This is a genomic window from Arthrobacter sp. EPSL27, from assembly GCF_001512305.1.
In the GTDB taxonomy this organism is placed as follows: Bacteria; Actinomycetota; Actinomycetes; order Actinomycetales; family Micrococcaceae; genus Arthrobacter.
This window is the reverse complement of sequence record NZ_LNUT01000004.1, coordinates 1,242,179-1,258,400: the sequence shown is the minus strand read 5'-3', so window position 1 is coordinate 1,258,400 and position 16,222 is coordinate 1,242,179. Positions and strand designations below refer to the sequence as shown.

General features: G+C 70.3%; 9 protein-coding genes. 2 read left to right on the top strand and 7 right to left on the bottom strand.

The annotated features are described in order from the left end of the window. Positions 1-26 precede the first annotated feature (26 nt). The 3 genes from AR539_RS10240 to AR539_RS10230 form a co-directional block, all read right to left on the bottom strand. Positions 27-1,196, bottom strand: a complete 1,170-nt coding sequence (locus AR539_RS10240) for an alkaline phosphatase family protein (protein ID WP_066436461.1) — start codon at positions 1,194-1,196, stop codon at positions 27-29. An 82-nt stretch (positions 1,197-1,278) separates the two neighbouring features. After that, entirely contained in the window at positions 1,279-2,022 is a 744-nt protein-coding gene (locus AR539_RS10235) for a DUF5998 family protein (RefSeq protein ID WP_066435768.1), read from the bottom strand. 120 nt (positions 2,023-2,142) lie between these two features. Beyond that, positions 2,143-4,827, bottom strand: coding sequence for a bifunctional acetate--CoA ligase family protein/GNAT family N-acetyltransferase (locus AR539_RS10230; RefSeq protein WP_066435765.1), 2,685 nt, complete (start codon positions 4,825-4,827; stop codon positions 2,143-2,145). A 67-nt stretch (positions 4,828-4,894) separates the two neighbouring features. Between AR539_RS10230 and AR539_RS10225 the strand changes: the two genes are divergently transcribed. Beyond that, complete coding sequence (locus tag AR539_RS10225) at positions 4,895-7,417, top strand: DNA gyrase/topoisomerase IV subunit A (RefSeq protein ID WP_066435762.1); 2,523 nt, start codon at positions 4,895-4,897, stop codon at positions 7,415-7,417. A 609-nt stretch (positions 7,418-8,026) separates the two neighbouring features. Further along, a complete protein-coding gene (locus AR539_RS10220; protein WP_066435760.1) occupies positions 8,027-8,545 on the top strand; it encodes a DinB family protein in 519 nt (172 codons plus the stop codon). A 75-nt stretch (positions 8,546-8,620) separates the two neighbouring features. On the opposite strand, the gene AR539_RS10215 is transcribed toward AR539_RS10220, so the two are convergent. From AR539_RS10215 to AR539_RS10200, 4 genes are read right to left on the bottom strand one after another with little or no spacing between them, the layout of a single operon-like run. Next, positions 8,621-9,616 carry a GNAT family N-acetyltransferase gene (locus tag AR539_RS10215; RefSeq protein ID WP_066435757.1) on the bottom strand — a complete coding sequence of 332 codons (996 nt, stop codon included), beginning with the start codon at positions 9,614-9,616 and terminating at the stop codon, positions 8,621-8,623. Positions 9,617-9,637: 21 nt separating this feature from the next. Beyond that, on the bottom strand, positions 9,638-13,279 hold the full coding sequence (gene cydD, locus AR539_RS10210; protein ID WP_066435752.1) for a thiol reductant ABC exporter subunit CydD: 3,642 nt from the start codon (positions 13,277-13,279) through the stop codon (positions 9,638-9,640). Between the two features lie 5 nt (positions 13,280-13,284). Continuing rightward, the gene (cydB, locus tag AR539_RS10205) at positions 13,285-14,334 is read right to left on the bottom strand and encodes a cytochrome d ubiquinol oxidase subunit II (protein ID WP_066435751.1); all 1,050 of its coding nucleotides are present in this window, start codon (positions 14,332-14,334) and stop codon (positions 13,285-13,287) included. A gap of 38 nt (positions 14,335-14,372) precedes the next feature. Further along, positions 14,373-15,968, bottom strand: coding sequence for a cytochrome ubiquinol oxidase subunit I (locus AR539_RS10200; RefSeq protein WP_066435749.1), 1,596 nt, complete (start codon positions 15,966-15,968; stop codon positions 14,373-14,375). Positions 15,969-16,222 lie beyond the last annotated feature (254 nt).

Below are 16,222 nucleotides of genomic sequence, written 5' to 3'. Positions count from 1 at the left end.
GGGCTGCCGGGGGCCGCGGTACGCGGTCAGGCCCGCGGGGCCCTCGCGCCGTCGGCTTGGAAACACAACAGCGGGACTTCGCGTTCTGCTTTGGTGAGTGAGCCGTGCTGGCCCACCACTTCCATGGCCGTGGGCCGGATGCGCCGGATGTCGTAGAACGCCAGCTGCTCCCGGGCCGCGATCATCACGTCGCCGATCCGCGCGGCGACCTCTGGCCGCACGTCGCCGAAAAGGCCCACTGCGGCGGCTTCCTCCCGGGTGAAGGCCCAGATCCGGTCGGCGAAGCGCGCCCGCCAGGCATCAAGCAGCCGTTCGCGGCCGGCGTCGCCCTCCCCCTCCTCGAGGTAGAGGTGGACCATGCGCGGTTCGCCTGCCGTGTGGCGCACGCCGGCGATCAGGTCCGGGTCCGCCGAGTAGTCGATCCGCTGGGATTCCGGCACATCCAGCATGCCGTGGTCCGCGGTGAGAAGGATGGTGGTGCCTGCCGGGAGCGTGGCGCTGAGCCGTTTGACGGTGGCGTCGAGTTCCTCCAGCTGGTGCTCCCACTGCGGCGACTGGCAGCCGTAGCGGTGCCCGGCCTTGTCCAGTTCGTTGACGTAGAAGTACATCAGCGACTTGCCGGACCCGGCCATGGCCTCGGCCGCGGCGGCAGTCCTGGCGTGCGAGGTGGTCGCGGTGACATAGCGGCCGCCCCGGAGGGCAGCCCGGGTCATGGCGGAGTCGCTGAACTGCGGGAGGCTGACGGTGGTCACCTCCACGTGCTCCGCCGCCCGCTCAAAGACGGTGGGGAACGGCTGCCACTGCTGCGGGTCGACGCCGGCATCCCAGCCGCCCAGCATGTTGACCACGCGGTCCTGGTCCGGGTCCAGCACGTCGTAGCCCACCATGCCGTGCTGCCCGGCAGCGAGGCCGGTGCCGAAGCTGGCCAGCGACGCCGCCGTGGTGGACGGAAACGCCGAGTCCAGGGTCACCGGCACCTGGCCCTGGCCTGCCTGCATCACGGCGCGAAGGAACGGCGTGTGCGCGGATTTCTGCTTCAGCAGGTTGCGGCCCAGCCCGTCCGCGAGGACGACGCAGACGCGCTTGGCCGCGGGCAGGTGAAGGCTGTTGTCGAACCCGGGCACGCCGAGGCTCGCCGCGGCGCTGGTGAGCACCTCGGCAACGGAGCGGTGGCCGAAGGCGGGGGCCGGCGGCATGCTGCGGGCAGCCGCGCCGGCCGGAGCCTGCAGGAGGGCCGGAGAGGAGGAGACGGGTTCAGGCACGCGGTCCGGGGCCATCTCAGCGCTGGTGGCCGCGGCTGGCGCGGTTTCCGAAGACGCCCATCCGCGGGCGGGGCGGGAGCCCCGGGCCGGTGTGCTGCACCGGTGCGGTGGATCCGGTGTTCACGGCACGCAGCGCGCGGGCAAAGAGCTTGGCGTCCTGGACGGCCTGCAGGCCGTCCGCCTCGGCGCTGATCCGGAGCACGATGTCCTCCTGGGCGATGGTCCCGCTGTAGCCGTGGTCGGCCTCGCACTGCGGGTCGCCGCAGCTGGCCGGCCCCATGTCGAGGCGCTGGCCGCCGGACCAGGCAATGGACAGGGTCAGTTCGCGGACTGGGTCCGACGGTTTGTAGTCCTGGGGCTGGGCGTACACGTAGCTGAGCACCACGGAGCCGATCTGCGTAACGGGCACGGACTCGGTGGAGACCTGGGCGACGGTCTGCTCCCCCGCCTCGTCGAGCTGCTGGTCGTCGACGTGGGTGATGACCAGCATGTCCTCGGTCAGAACCAGCACGGTGATGTGGCGGCGGACCTCGGCGCGGTCGAAGTGCGTCTCAAGGTGCACCAGGTGGGCCACGCAGTCACGCCCGTCCAGGGCGTCCGCAACGACGTCGGCGACCAGGCGCGGGTAGAACCCGGCCTGCTGGAGCGCCCCTTCCAGGCTTTGGCCCTGCGCACTGTGGTCATGCAGGCCGTGGTGGTGCGCGCCCGGGCGTCCGGAAACGGTCGCCTGGGGCCTGGGTGTCGGAGACTGAAAGCTCATGGTCTCCATTTTCACAGATCGGCTGGGGACATGCTAACCATTCCCCGTCCCGCGACCGCCGGCGGCGGGCACTGCTGGTTTGCGGCGCCCGCGCCGCTCAGCTTCCGCCCCGCGCGGGTGTCAGCTGCGCATGGCGCGGCGGGCGCTGTCGGTGCGCTGGGCGGCGTTGGCGATCCGGACGTCGGCGGAGAGGATGGATGCGCCGTCCGGGCCGGCGAGCACGGGGTTGAAATCGACCAGGACGATTTCCGGGTGGTTGTCCTTGAGCCGGGTCAGCCGGGCGGCGAGGTCCTCCAGCGCCGCGGCATCCACGGGCGGCAGGCCCTGGTAGCCGAACAGCTTGCGCGAGGCCCGGGGCGCCCGGATGAAGTCGCGCACATCGGTGCCGGACAGCGGCGGCACCCGGTGGGCCCAGTCGTCCAGCAGGTTGACCGCGTCACCGGCCAGGCCAAAGGAGATGACCGGGCCCAGCAGCGGGTCCTCGATGGCGCGGAAGGTGCAGGCCTGCCCCACAGGCGCCATGGTCTGCACCTCCAGGGAGGGCGAGCCGTAGCGCTGCAGCGACTTGCGCATTTCCAGCACGTTCCGCCGCAGCGAGTCGGCGTCCTGGATGTCCAGGCGCACCCCGCCGAGGTCCAGGCGGTGCCGCAGCGCCGGGTCGGTGGTTTTCAGTGCCACTGGCCAGCCGAGCCGGTCGGCCGCGGCGACGGCCTCTTCGGCCGTCTCGAAGCCGACGGAGGGGACCACCCTGATGCCGTAGCGGGCCAGGAGCGTCGCAGCCGTGTCCGGGGCCAGGCGGACCAGCTGCTCGCCGCCGACGCCGGACAGCAGGTGCTCCAGCTCGTCGCGGGTTCCGTCCGGATCGCAGCCCTCGGGTTCGACGAACAGGCCCTGGTCCCGGTCCAGCCACTGCGCGTAGCGGACCACGGCACCCAGGGCAGACACGGCCGCGCCGGGGTTGGAGTAGCAGGGGACGGTGGGAGCCCCGGTGTCGGGGCCCACCATTCCTTCCACGTAGATGGACGGGTCCAGGATTCCGCTGAAGGCTGCCACCACGGGTTTGCCGGCCGCCACCGAACATTCAGCCAGCACACCGGCGATCTTCTCCACGGTGAGCCCGTGCGCGGGCAGCAGCGCAACCACCACGGCATGGACGGAGTCGGCGGTGAGGACTTCCTGCAGGCTGTGCCGCAGCGCGGGCAGCGCCACGGACATCCCGGCGTCGAGGTCGACGTCGGCGACGATTCGCTCCACGCCGAGCCCCTGCACCGCCGCGCTGTCGGCGACCACTTTGCCAAGCGCCCGGGAGTTGCTGAACACGGCGACCCCCGGCCCCTTCGGCAGGGGCTGGCTGGAGACGATCTGGGCGACGTCCATGAGCTGTTCGATCGTCTCCACCCGGATGATGCCGGCCTGGCGCATCATGGCGTCGAGCGCCTCCGGCGGCGCCTGGGTGGTCTGGACGGCGTGGCCGGGGGGCAGGCCCAGGGCGTCGGATTTGGCCACGATCACCGGCTTGGTCCGGGCCAGGCGCCGGGCGAGGCGGGAAAACTTGCGGGGGTTGCCGATCGACTCCAGGTAAAGCCCGACGGCGGTCGTGTCGGCGTCGTCCTCCCAGAACTGCATCAAGTCGTTGCCGGAGACGTCGGCGCGGTTGCCGGCCGAGAGGAAGGTGGAGATTCCGACGCGGCGCCGGCTGGAGGCCGCGTAGAGGGAGACGCCGATCGCCGCCGACTGGCTGAACAGGCCGAGGCCGCCGCGGCGGCCGAGCGAGGGCGCCATGGAGGCGTTGAGGGACACGGCCGGGTTGGTGTTCATGATGCCCAGCGACGCCGGGCCGATCACCCGCATGCCGTTGGCGCGGGCCTGCCGCACAAGTTCACGCTGCCGCGCGAGGCCGCGTTCGCCGTCGTCCGCGTAGCCTGCCGTGGCCACCACGATCCCCTTGACCCCGGCGGCACCGCATTCCTCCACGACCTTGGGGACCTCGGCGTAGGGGACGGCGATGATGGCGAGGTTGACGGGGCCCGGCACCTCGGAGAGCCGCGCGAAGGACAGCATGCCGGCGAGCTCGAACGCCTCCGGGTTGATTGCGTAGACCGGGCCGGTGAAGCCGCCCTCGATGATGTGCTCCAGGAGCTGGTAGCCCACGGTCCCCCATTTGCGGCTGGCGCCGATCACGGCCACGGAGGACGGTGCCAGCAGCTCCTGGATGCTGCGGGCCTCCGCGCGGTGTTCCCGGGACTCCATCACGGCGCGGGATTTGTCCGTGGGGTCGATGTTGAACTCGAGGCTGACCACCCCGTCGTCGAAGTGGCGTTTGACGTCGTACCCGGCGTCGGAGAACACCATGAGCATCTTGCGGTTCTCCGGGAGCACCTCGGCACTGAACTTGCGGATCCCGTTTTCCCGGGCGGCGGCGGCCAGGTGTTCGAGGAGGATGGACCCGATGCCGCGGCCCTGGTGCGCGTCGGCGATGTTGAACGCCACCTCGGCTTCTTCCGGGTCGTCGAGCCGGTCGTAGCGGCCGATGCCGATGATGTCGCCGCCGATGGTGATGACCAGCGCCACCCGGTCCTTGTAGTCCACCTCGGTGAACCGTTTGAGTTCCTTGGCGGAGAGCTTTGATTTGAAGGCGAAGAAGCGCATGTAGATGGACTTCTGCGACTGGCCTCCGTGGAAGGCCTGCACCGCGTCCGCGTCGGACGGGTGGATCGGGCGCAGATGCGCCGTCCCGCCGTCGCGCAGGACAACATCGGCTTCCCAATATTCCGGATATACACCGTCCGCGGGCTGATCCACCATAGGCTTAGCCTAGTCATAAACGTGCCCAGCACACGTTCAGCACCCCGCAGAAGGACCCACCAGCCCCATGGCACGCCGCCAAAACCCGTCCCCGGCAGGGGAAGCCAGCCCCGATTTTGTCGAAAACATCGTCGACATCGATGTCACCTCGGAGATGGAAGGATCGTTCCTCGAGTACGCCTATTCGGTGATTTACTCCCGGGCGCTTCCGGACGCCCGCGACGGGCTGAAACCGGTGCAGCGGCGCATCCTCTACATGATGAGCGAGATGGGCCTGCGCCCGGACCGCGGGCACGTCAAGAGCGCCCGCGTGGTGGGCGAGGTCATGGGCAAACTGCACCCGCACGGTGACACAGCGATCTACGACGCGATGGTGCGCATGGCGCAGGACTTCTCGCTGCGGCTGCCGCTGATCGACGGGCACGGCAACTTCGGCTCGCTCGACGACGGCCCCGCGGCCCCGCGGTACACCGAGGCGCGCCTCGCGGCCGCGGCGCTGACGCTGACGGACCACCTCGACGAGGACGTGGTCGACTTCGTCCCCAACTACGACAACCAGCTCACCCAGCCGGACGTGCTGCCGGCCGCGTTCCCGAACCTGCTGGTCAACGGCGCCACCGGCATCGCCGTCGGCATGGCCACGAACATGGCCCCGCACAACCTGGTGGAGGTGATCTCCGCCGCGCGGCACCTGATCGAGCACCCGGATGCCACGCTCGAGGACATCATGAAGTTCGTCCCCGGCCCGGACCTCCCCACGGGCGGGCGGATCGTGGGACTGGACGGGATCCGCGACGCGTACGCCACCGGCCGAGGCTCGTTCAAAACGCGCGCCAAGGTGGAAGTGGAGCAGCTCTCGGCGCGGCGCACCGGCCTGGTGGTCACGGAACTGCCGTACATGGTGGGCCCGGAGAAGGTGATCGAGAAGATCAAGGACGCCGTCAACGGCAAGAAGCTCACCGGCATCAGCGACATCGTGGACCTTACGGACCGCAAGCACGGCCTGCGCCTGGTGATCGAGCTGAAGAACGGCTTCAACCCCAACGCCGTGCTCCAGCAGCTGTACCGCTACTCGCCGATGGAGGACTCCTTCGGCATCAACAACGTCACCCTCGTGGACGGCCAGCCGCAGACCCTCGGGCTGCTGCAGCTGCTCTCGGTCTACGTGGAGCACCGGATCGACGTCGTCCGCCGCCGCACCGTTTTCCGCCTCGGCAAGAAGAAGGACCGCCTGCACCTGGTGGAGGGCCTCCTGGTGGCGATCGTGGACATCGACGAGGTCATCCAGATCATCCGCTCCTCGGACGAGGCGGCCGCGGCCCGGACCCGGCTGATGTCCATCTACGACCTCTCCGAGATCCAGGCCAACTACATCCTGGAGCTCCGGCTCCGGCAGCTGACCAAGTACTCCCGGATCGAACTGGAGAAGGAACAGGACGAGCTGCGCCGGGAAATCGCTGAACTCGAGGCCATCCTCGGCTCCAGCGAACGGCTCCGCGCCCTGGTCTCGGCCGAACTGGGCGAGATTGCCGAGAAGTACGGCACCCCGCGCCGCACCGTGCTGCTCGAGTCCGAGGCGGTCTCCCCCACCGTGGCCGCTGCTCTGAGCGCCGCGCCGGGAGCCAAGGGCAAAGCCGCCCCGCTGGCGCTCGAGATCGCTGACGACCCCTGCTGGGCGATCCTGACCGCGTCCGGCCAGATCGCGCGCACCGCCAACCAGGACAGCCTCGCCGAGTCCGGCCCCCGGACCAGGCACGACGTCTTCACCTCCGTGGTCAAGACATCGGCGCGCGGCGAGATCGCCGCCGTCACCTCACAGGGCCGCATGCTGCGGCTCCAGGTGATGGACATGCCCGTGCTGCCGCCGACGTCGGGCACGCCCAACCTGGCGGGCGGGGTGCCGGCCAAGGACTTCATCACGCTGCTCAAGGGCGAGTCGCTGGTGGCGTTCGCGCCGCTGGATGAGGTGCTGGCCATCGGCACGGCCCAGGGCGTGGTCAAGCGGGTCCAGCCCGACTATCCCCTGAACCGCGAGGACTGGGACGTCATTGCGCTCAAGGACAAGGACACTGTGGTGGGCGTTGCCCCCGCGGGGTCTGACGACGTCGACCTCATCTTCGTGACGCGGCAGTCGCAGCTGCTGCGCTTCCCCGCCTCGGCCGTCCGTCCGCAGGGCCGGACCGCAGGCGGCATGGCCGGCATCAAGCTGGCCGCCGGGGATCGCGTGATGTTCTTCGGCGCCGCCAGCCCGGCCGACCCCGACGCCGTGGTGGTAACCATCGCCGGCACCGAGGGTGCGCTGCCCGGCACCGCACCGGGCGCCGCCAAGGTCACGGCCCTCGCCGAATACCCGGTCAAGGGCCGTGCCACCGCGGGAGTCCGGGCACACCGGTTCCTCAAGGGCGAGGACACCCTGCTGCTGGCTTGGGCGGGCCACGGACCCGCGAAGGCGTCCTCCCTGGCCGGCGTGGCCCGTTCCCTGCCCGGGGAACACGGCCGGCGCGACGGCTCAGGCATCCCGCTCTCCCAGGCCATCGACGCGATCGGCCCAAGCATGGCCTGGCCGACGGCACCCGCGACCGAAGCCTAGGTCTCAGCCCAGGATTGGGCGCGGGGGCTTCGGCGCCGTCGCGACGCAGATCTAGGCCCGGTAGCGGCGTCGGTCCGCCGGGGCTCGAAGATTTAAACGTTGATGCTGGTGTGCCACCGGCGGCAGGAGTGGCGCCCGACAGCGACTCTTGTCCGCGCCACAACTCACCCATTCACCACAAATGGCCGCTATCACTCATCCATTCACCACAAGTGGCCGCTATAAGCACTCCCATAGCGGCCATTCGTGGCAATTGGCCGGGGCTGGTGTAGATCTGGTCCGGGCAGCGGCGTCGGTCCGCAGGGGCCTGAGATTTCGACGTTGACGCTGAGGTGCCACCGGCGGCCGGAATGGCGTCCGACGGCGGCCCTTGTCCCCGCACCACGACTCACCCATTCACCACAAATGGCCGCTACCACTCATCCATTCACCACGAATGGCCGCTGAAAGCACTCCCATAGCGGCCATTCGTGGCGAATGGCCGGGGCGGGGGCTCGAGGGTCTGCCCTGGGACCCCGCACACCGCGCGGAAATATCGAGCCAACCAGCGTGTCGGGGCGTCGCGCCGAGTCTGGGCTTCTCCGGCTGGTTACCGCTTAGACTTCTGGCATGCCTATCACCCCGGATACGAAGGACTGGACCTGGGTCCTGCAGCAGCCCTGCCAGGAGTGCGGTTTCGACGTCCGGGGCTGCACCCCGGCCACCGTGCCCGGGAAGCTGGCCAGCATGCTGCCGCGCTGGCGGGCGGCACTGCGCCGGCCGGACGCAGCCGAACGCCCCGACGAGAACACCTGGTCGGTGGTCGAATACGCCTGCCACGTCCGCGATGTCTTCACCCTGTTCGACCACCGGCTCACCCTGATGCTGACCGAGGACGACGCCCGCTTCGAGGACTGGGACCAGGACCTCTCGGCCGTCGAACTGGACTACGCCAACGCCGACCCGTCCCGGGTGGGCACGGAACTGACCACCGAGGGCGAGCAGATCGCCGCATCGTTCGGGCGCATCCCGGAGGACCAGTGGGGCCGCAAGGGCACCCGCAGCAACGGGTCGGAGTTCACGGTGCTGACGTTCGCGCGGTATTTCCTGCACGACGTCGTCCACCACCTCCACGACGTGGATGGCTAGCGCGTGGATGGATAGCGTGTGGACGGATATCGCGTGGATGGATAGCGCGTCGACTGCCAGCCCGCGGACCGCTGACTACAGCTCCTTGTCCCACGCCATGCTGCTGTTGACGGCGACGTAGCCCATCTTGCGGTAGAGGGCCAGCGCACCCGTGGGGTTCTCCGAGTCGACGTCGAGCGAGGCTTTGTCCATGCCGGCGGCGGCGAAGCGGCGCATCGCATCGGCCAGCAGTGCCTGCGCCACGCCGCGGCCGCGGAACTCACGGCGCACGCCGAGCAGGTCCGTGTAGCCCTCCTTGTAGCCCCGCGACGCGGCGGTGACCTCGTCGTAGCTCGCCAGCTGGTACCCGGCAACGCGTCCGGTGGCCTGTTCGACGGCGACCGCGCTCAGGTCCGGGCGGGCCAGCGGATCGTTCACCACAAAGCCCCAGCCTTCCTCGTCCCGGGGTTCGCTCCCCCAGTGGTCCTGGAAGGCCTCGTTGTGCGCCAGCCGCACGGGTTCGTGCAGCTCCGGCCCGAAGCCCACGATTTCCAGCCCGTCTGCCAGCACCGGCTCGGGAAAACCGTCCTTGAGCGGCCGGTGCATCTCGTTGTAGTAGCGGACAATCCGGTAGCCGGCGTCCCGGAACAGGGCGGCCTGGTGGGTGTGCTGCTCCTCCATGTGGAGCCGCAGCCTGGCCGGCACCGAGGCCCCGTCCCCGGCAAAGCGCTGCCGGGTCCTCACCTCCATCCAGCCCAGCAGCCCGGTGCCGACGCCGGTGCCCTGCCACTGAGGGTCCACGCAGCCGTACCCGATGGCCTTGTCGCCGTCGGGGTTCTTCGTGATCCGGCCGTAGGCCCGGGCCACGCCGTCCGCGTCGAACCCGAGGATGGTGTTGGCGGCGGCGGGGTTCTTTTTGGACTCAAGGATCTGTTCAAGGTCGCCCCGGCGTTCAAACCAGACGGGCTGTTCGACGGCGGCGGTCCGGGCGATGAGCCCGGCCCAGGCGTCCAGGTCCCCGGTGTCCACGGCCCGCCACGCTAAGCGGGGGTCCAGGCTGGCCAGCGGATCTGCGTCGGCGTGTCCGTTCATGGCAACAGGCTAACGTCCGGCTTACCCCCGCGCCAGCAACGCCGCGGGCTCCGCCGGGCGTGCCACGGCCGCGGCCCGGTCAAGGTCCAGGCGGGCATCCTCCGGGGAAATGTCGTCCGGGTTGTGCGTCACAATGACCACGGTGCGGTCCCGCAGGCCGTGCCGGAGCTCGGCGATCAGCGCCCGGCCGGACTCCGCGTCCAGATGGGCCGTGGGTTCGTCCAGCAGGATCACGTCCGCCCCGGTCAGGAGGGTGCGGGCGACGGCGAGGCGCTGGCGTTCGCCGCCGCTGAGGAACGCCCCGCCGGGTCCGATCCGTGTGTCGAGGCCGTGCTCCAGCCGCCCGATCAGCGGTTCCAGCCCCACCGCAGCCAGGGCTTTCCGGAGCAGCGGGTCCGTGTCTGCCCCGCGGCTGCTGTCCGGAAGGCCCAGCAGCAGGTTGCCGCGGATGGTCGAATCGAAGAGGTGTGCCTCCTGCGGGCACCAGGCGGCACGTCCGGTGAGGAGGATCTGGCCGCGTGCTGCCGGGAGGAAACCCAGGATGACGGCAAGCAGCGTCGACTTGCCGGACCCGGACGCCCCGGTGACGGCGAGCCAGCGCCCGGGCGCCGCGGCGGCGGACAGCCCCGTGAAGACCGCGCGGCCGCCGGGCCACGCAGCTGCCAGGTCCCGGAGTTCGAGCCCGGGCGCACCGCCGGGCCGGCCCGGCACCGGGACGAGGCCGCCGACGACGTCTTCACCGGTACCGGCACTGGTGTCGGCAATGCTGCCTTTACCAGCACTTGTACCAGTGCCGTCCAGGACGCCGGCTTCGCCGATGCGCTGCAGCACCGACCGCAGGGCCGGGTACTGGCGGACCGCCGTCGTGATGGCGGCGTAGGGTTCCACGAGTGCCAGCTGCAGCAGCACCACCACCGCGACCGTCGCGGGTTCCACCGCTCCGCTGAGGGCCAGCGGGGCGGCGAGCACGGCGCTGGCCAGGGCGGCGGTACCGCAGGCGAGGACGGTCAGCCCCTGGCCGAGCCCTTCGGCCCAGGCCGAGCGCTGGGAGGCCGCGGTCGCGGAACGGTCGGCACCGGTGATGGCGGCCAGCACCGGGCCGGAGACGCTGTTGGCGTGAAGCTCGGCGCGGGCATCGAGGGCGGCCGCAACCTGGCGGAGGACGCCGGACCGCAGCCGTTGTTCGGTGCGGGCGGACATCCGGTCCGCTGCCAGGGCCAGGGCCGGGGCGCCCGCGAGGCTCACCAGTGCGGCCGCAATGACGGCGGGAAGCGCGGCCGGCAGCAGCAGGGCAATGGTGGTGACGGCGGCGGCTCCAACGGCCACGGCGGTGACCGGCGGCAGGACCACGCGGGGCAGCAGCTCCCGGACCGTGTCGACGTCGTCCACCACCGTGCCCAGGACGTTGCCGCCCTGCAGCAGCCGGCGCAGCGAGAGGGCGCGTCGGCTCAGCGATTCCCAGAGCCTGCCGCGGAGCCGGGTCAGGGCGGAAAAGACGGCGTCGTGCAGCAGGAGCCGTTCGAGGTAGCGCAGGGCCGCCCGGCCGATCCCGAAAAAGCGCACGCCGACGATCGCGGTGAGCAGGTACAGAATGGGCGGCTGCTCGCTGGCGCGGATGATCAGCCATCCGGAAAGCCCGGCCAGGGCGACGGCGAACAGTGCAGACAACGTGCCGACGGCGCCGGCGGCGGCGAATTTCCCGCCGACCGGTGCGAGCAGCCGGCGGAGCCGGGCTGCGGTGGACGCGCCCCGGGAGTGGCCCTCGGCGTGGGGCGCGCCGGGGTCCCCGCTGCCTGCGGTTTCAGCGGGGTCCGCGGTGCCTGCGGGTTCCGCGGCGACGGGTTCCGGCCCTGAGGGGGCCGCGGCGAGGTCGGCCGTCCGGGGCTCCGGGACTTCTGTCTGGACAGCCGCCAGGGCGGTAGTGGCGGCGGTGCCGGCTGTGGCGGCGGCTGCGATGGAGGGAGCAGGCGTACCCGGTGCCGGGGTGCCCGGTGCCACGGCGACGAGCTGGTCGGCGAGTTCCCGGGTCTGCCGGTCGTGGGCCACCAGCAGGACGGTGACCTTTCCGCGCAGCCCGGTGATGGCGTAGCTGACGGCGGTGGCGGATTCTCGGTCCAGGTGGGCGGTGGGTTCGTCGAGGAGCAGCACCGTGGCTCCCGCTTCGATGCGTGCCAGGCCGCGGGCCAGCGCCACGCGGCGCAACTCCCCCGGGCTCAGTTCGGCGGGATGTTTGGCAGCGAGGTGCTCCGCGGCGCAGGCGGCCAGGCAGCGCCGGGCGGTCCCTTCGGCTGCGGCATTGGCGGCGGCAGGTTCGGCGGCGGCACCGTCCGCGTCCGCGCCAACGTCCCGGGCCGCTCCCGGCGCGGACCCGAGGTAGAGCCGGACTTCCTCCAGCACGGTGGGTGCGACCATCACGGGGTGCTGCGGCACCCAGGCGAGGTCCGCCGTCGTAAATCCTTCCAGCCGTCCGCTGACGGCGGTCTGCCGGCCCGCGGCGCCGCCGCTGCCGATGGTCCCGGCCAGGACGCCCAGCACGGTGCTCTTGCCGGCGCCGCTGGGCCCGTCGAGCGCGGTGATGCGGCCCGGTGCCGCGGTGAAGCTCAGCGGCCCGACGGCGGCACCGGACCGGCCGCCGTAGCGGACGGTCAGTCCCGCCACGGCCACGGCGGGCGGGCCGGCGGGTACTGCGTCCGGCGCACCAGCAGCAGCGGCGGGGTGCAGCGGCACAGACTCGGGTGCGTCGAGGACGGCGTTGGTTTCGGCGAGCGCGGCACGGCCTTCGTCGCTGGCATGGTGGGCGGTGCCGAGCTCACGGAGCGGCAGGTAGCAGTCGGGGGCGAGGATCAGTGCCAGCAGCCCGGCTTCGAGGGCCATGTCCCCGTGGACCAGCCGGACGCCGATGAAGACCGCCACGACGGCCACGGAAATCGTTGCGATGAGTTCCAGGGCCAGGGCGGAGAGGAAGGCTGTCCGCAGGGTTCCCATGGTCCGGTGCCGGTATTCCTCGGAGAGATCCTCGAGGGCCTTGCGCTGGGCGGCGGCGCGGCCCAGACCCACCAGGACCGGCAGTCCCTTGGCGAGTTCCAGCATGTGGCCGGAGAGCCGGGACAGGGCGGACTGCGCCTCCCGGACGCGGTCTTCGGTGTAGCGGCCGATCAGGACCATAAAGAGCGGCACCAGCGGGACGGTCAGCACGATCACGGCGGCGCTGATCCAGTCGGCGTAGAGGATGCGGGCGCCCAGGAGCAGCGGGATAACGGCGCAGTTCACCAGGGCAGGCAGGAACTGGGTGTAGTAGTTGTCCAGGGCGTCCAGCCCCCGGGTCGCGAGGATGGCCAGGCCGCCGTCGGCGGGGCCCGCGGACCGGGCGCCGTTACGCAGAGCGCGCTCAAGGAGGCGCGAGCGGAGCTCCTCCTTCACCCCCAGCGCCGCCCGGCGCGATGCCACGGCCTGCGCCCAGACGGTGAGCGAACGCAGCACCACTCCCGCAGCCCCCCAGTACAGCTGCCCGGCCCAGCCGGGGTCCCCGGCCATGAGCCCCGCGAGCATGGACGCGACGGCCTGTGCCATGAGCACCAGGGACAGTGCCTTCAGGGCCGCGAGCAGGCCCAGGAGGTAAAGGGCGGCGCGGTTCGCGGGGCCGTCGGGGAACTGCGGTCTCATCTGGGCTAGTCCTTGGGTGCCAGGGCTTTGGCGGCGATAGCGGGGAGGAAGCTGTGGGCCTCGGGGATATGGTCACCGCTCACGCGTCGCCGGAAGACCCAGTAGGTCCATGCCTGGTAGGCGAGGACCAGCGGAAGCCCGATGCAGGCAACCACCGTCATGAGGCCCAGGGTGTAGTCCGAGGACGAGGCGTTGGAAACCGTCAGGTTGAACTCGGGGTTCAGGGTGGACGGCAGCACCACGGGGAAGGCTGCGCCGAAGATCGAGGCGCTGCCGAGCAGCAGGAACGTCCCCAGGGACAGGAAGGCGCGGCCCTCGGCTCCCGTGCGGGCGAAGTTCCAGGCCAGGACGGCGGCCACCACAGCGGCGGCGACCGCCGCCACGGTCCACGCCTCCCCGCTGAGCAGCTGCAGGCTGACGGCCCAGCCGGCGATCGGCAGCAGGAGCACGGGCAGGAGCCGGACGAACCACTTGCGGGCCCGGTGCCGGACGTCCCCGTCGGTCTTCAGGGCCAGGAAGGCGAGGCCGTGCAGCAGCGAGAAACCGACGACGGCGAGGCCTCCCAGCACGGCGTAGGCGCTGAACCAGGCGAAGGGGCCGCCCTCGCGGTCGCCGTTGGCGTTCAGCGGAAGTCCGGTGGTGGTCAGCCCCAGCGCGGCACCCACGCCGAAGGCCGCCAGGAGCGAGCCGAGCGAGATGGCCCAGTCCCAGCGGGCACGCCACCGCGGGTTGTCCACCTTGCCGCGGTACTCAAAGGCCACGGCGCGGAAGATGAGGGCGACGAGGACCAGCAGCAGCGGCAGGTAGAGGGCCGAGAACAGGGAGGCGTACCAGAGGGGGAAGGCCGCGAAGGTGGCGCCGCCCGCGGTCAGCAGCCAGACCTCGTTGCCGTCCCAGACCGGGCCGATGGTGTTGAGCAGCACGCGGCGTTCGGTGTTGTTCCGGGCGAAGCCCTTCATCAGCATGCCGACGCCGAGGTCGAAGCCTTCGAGAAAGAGATAGCCCGTCCACAGCACCGCGATGGCGATGAACCAGATGGTGGGAAGCAGTTCCATGCTGAGTATCCTCTGCGTTTTCTTGTGGGAGCGGCGGCTTAGTAGGCGAAGGCGAGGACGTCGTCGCCGGGCTTGCCGGGACCGCCGCCCTTGGGGGTGGCATCCTCGTTCTCGTCGGCCGGGGCGTGCGCGAGTTCGGGCATGGCGGCCGCCACCCCGCCGCGGATGTACTTGACCAGCAGCTTGACCTCGACCACCAGCAACACCGCGTAGACAACCGTGAGCACCACCAGGGACGTCAGGAGCTCGCCGGCCGAGACACCGGGTGAGACGGCGGCGGCGGTGAACATAAACACCTGGTCGATGCCGCTGGGGTCCGGGTTGGGGGCGACGACGAACGGCTGCCGGCCCATCTCGGTGAAGATCCAGCCGGCCGCGTTGGCCCCGAACGGGGCCAGGATGCCGAACACGGCAAGGCGCATGAGGCCGCGCGACGCGGGGACGGTTCCGTTGCGCGTCAGCCACAGGGCCGCGAGGGCCGCCACGGCCGCGAGACCGCCGAAGCCGATCATCATCCGGAAGCCCCAGTAGGTGACCTCCATGACGGGGACGTACTGGATTTCCTGCCCGGCCCGCTCCCCGTAGATGGGGTTGTCCGGCAGGTGCGTGCCGTAGTCGGCCTTGTACTGGTCAATGAGGCTGTTGACGCCCTTGACCTCGGTGGTGAAATCCCCCTTGGCGAGGAAGGACAGGATGCCGGGGACCTCGATCACGGCCACGATGTCGTCGCAGTTCTTCGAGCCGAGGTTGCCGATGCTCAGGATGGAGAAGCCGGTGCCGTCGTGGCAGGCCGCTTCGGCCGCCGCCATCTTCATGGGCTGCTGCTCGAACATGAGTTTGCCCTGCAGGTCACCGGTGATGGCGGTCCCGGCGAAGGAGATCATGGCGACGACGGCTCCGATCCGCAGGGAGCGGATCCAGACGGCGTGGTCGGTGCGGTCCCGGCCGGGGATGGCGGACTCCCCGGGGACGACCTTGCCATCGGCACCGAGCGTGTCGATCCCGTCGTGGCGGCGGCGCCACAGGTGGTACCAGGCGATGCCGAGCAGGAATGCGCCGGCGACGGCGAGGGCGCCGAAGATGGTGTGCGGTACGGCCACCAGGGCGGTGTTGTTGGTGAAGACCGCCCAGGCGTCCGTCATCACAGGCCGGCCGTCGATCATTTCGACGCCGACCGGGTGCTGCATCCAGCTGTTGGCGACGATGATGAAGTAGGCGGAGAAGACCGAGCCGATCACGGCGATCCAGAGGCAGGCGAGGTGGATGGCGGGCTTGAGCTGCTTCCAGCCGAAGATCCACAGGCCCAGGAAGGTGGACTCCACGAAGAACGCCAGCAGCGCCTCCATGGCCAGCGGAGCCCCGAAGACGTCACCGACAAACCGGCTGTATTCGCTCCAGGCCATGCCGAACTGGAACTCCTGCACAATGCCCGTGGCGACGCCCATGATGAAGTTGATCAGGAAGAGCTTGCCCCAGAACTTGGTCATCCGGAGGTATTCCGGCCTGCCGGTGCGGTGCCACATGGTCTGGATCACGGCGACCACCAGGCCCAGGCCGATGGTGAGCGGCACCATCATGAAGTGGTAGACGGTGGTGATTCCGAATTGCCAGCGTGCGATTTCCAAGGCGTCCAAGGCAGTCCCTACTTTGCTCGGCAAACAATTTCTACGCCACGTAGAAACATTCTTCTACAGAGTGTAGAACACTTTGATGGTCCCCTGCACTTCAGGGTCGCACGCGCCACAGCCGCCCGCAATGGACTGTCCGACACGCCGGAGCCGGACTGTTCTACCTCATGTAGAAACTATGCGCAAAACACGGTAAATTTAAAGCTGAAGTATTTAACGACCGCCCGGCAGAGTCGATACGCCGGGCGGCCCTCACGAAG

Bases quoted from the DNA above. Each gene is read 5' to 3' on its own strand.
- AR539_RS10240 (WP_066436461.1), bottom strand. From the start codon at position 1,196: ATGCCGCCGGCCCCCGCCTTCGGCCACCGCTCCGTTGCCGAGGTGCTC.
- AR539_RS10215 (WP_066435757.1), bottom strand. From the start codon at position 9,616: ATGAACGGACACGCCGACGCAGATCCGCTGGCCAGCCTGGACCCCCGC.
- cydD (WP_066435752.1), bottom strand. From the start codon at position 13,279: ATGAGACCGCAGTTCCCCGACGGCCCCGCGAACCGCGCCGCCCTTTAC.
- AR539_RS10220 (WP_066435760.1), top strand. From the start codon at position 8,027: ATGCCTATCACCCCGGATACGAAGGACTGGACCTGGGTCCTGCAGCAG.
- AR539_RS10225 (WP_066435762.1), top strand. From the start codon at position 4,895: ATGGCACGCCGCCAAAACCCGTCCCCGGCAGGGGAAGCCAGCCCCGAT.
- cydB (WP_066435751.1), bottom strand. From the start codon at position 14,334: ATGGAACTGCTTCCCACCATCTGGTTCATCGCCATCGCGGTGCTGTGG.
- AR539_RS10230 (WP_066435765.1), bottom strand. From the start codon at position 4,827: ATGGTGGATCAGCCCGCGGACGGTGTATATCCGGAATATTGGGAAGCC.
- AR539_RS10235 (WP_066435768.1), bottom strand. From the start codon at position 2,022: ATGAGCTTTCAGTCTCCGACACCCAGGCCCCAGGCGACCGTTTCCGGA.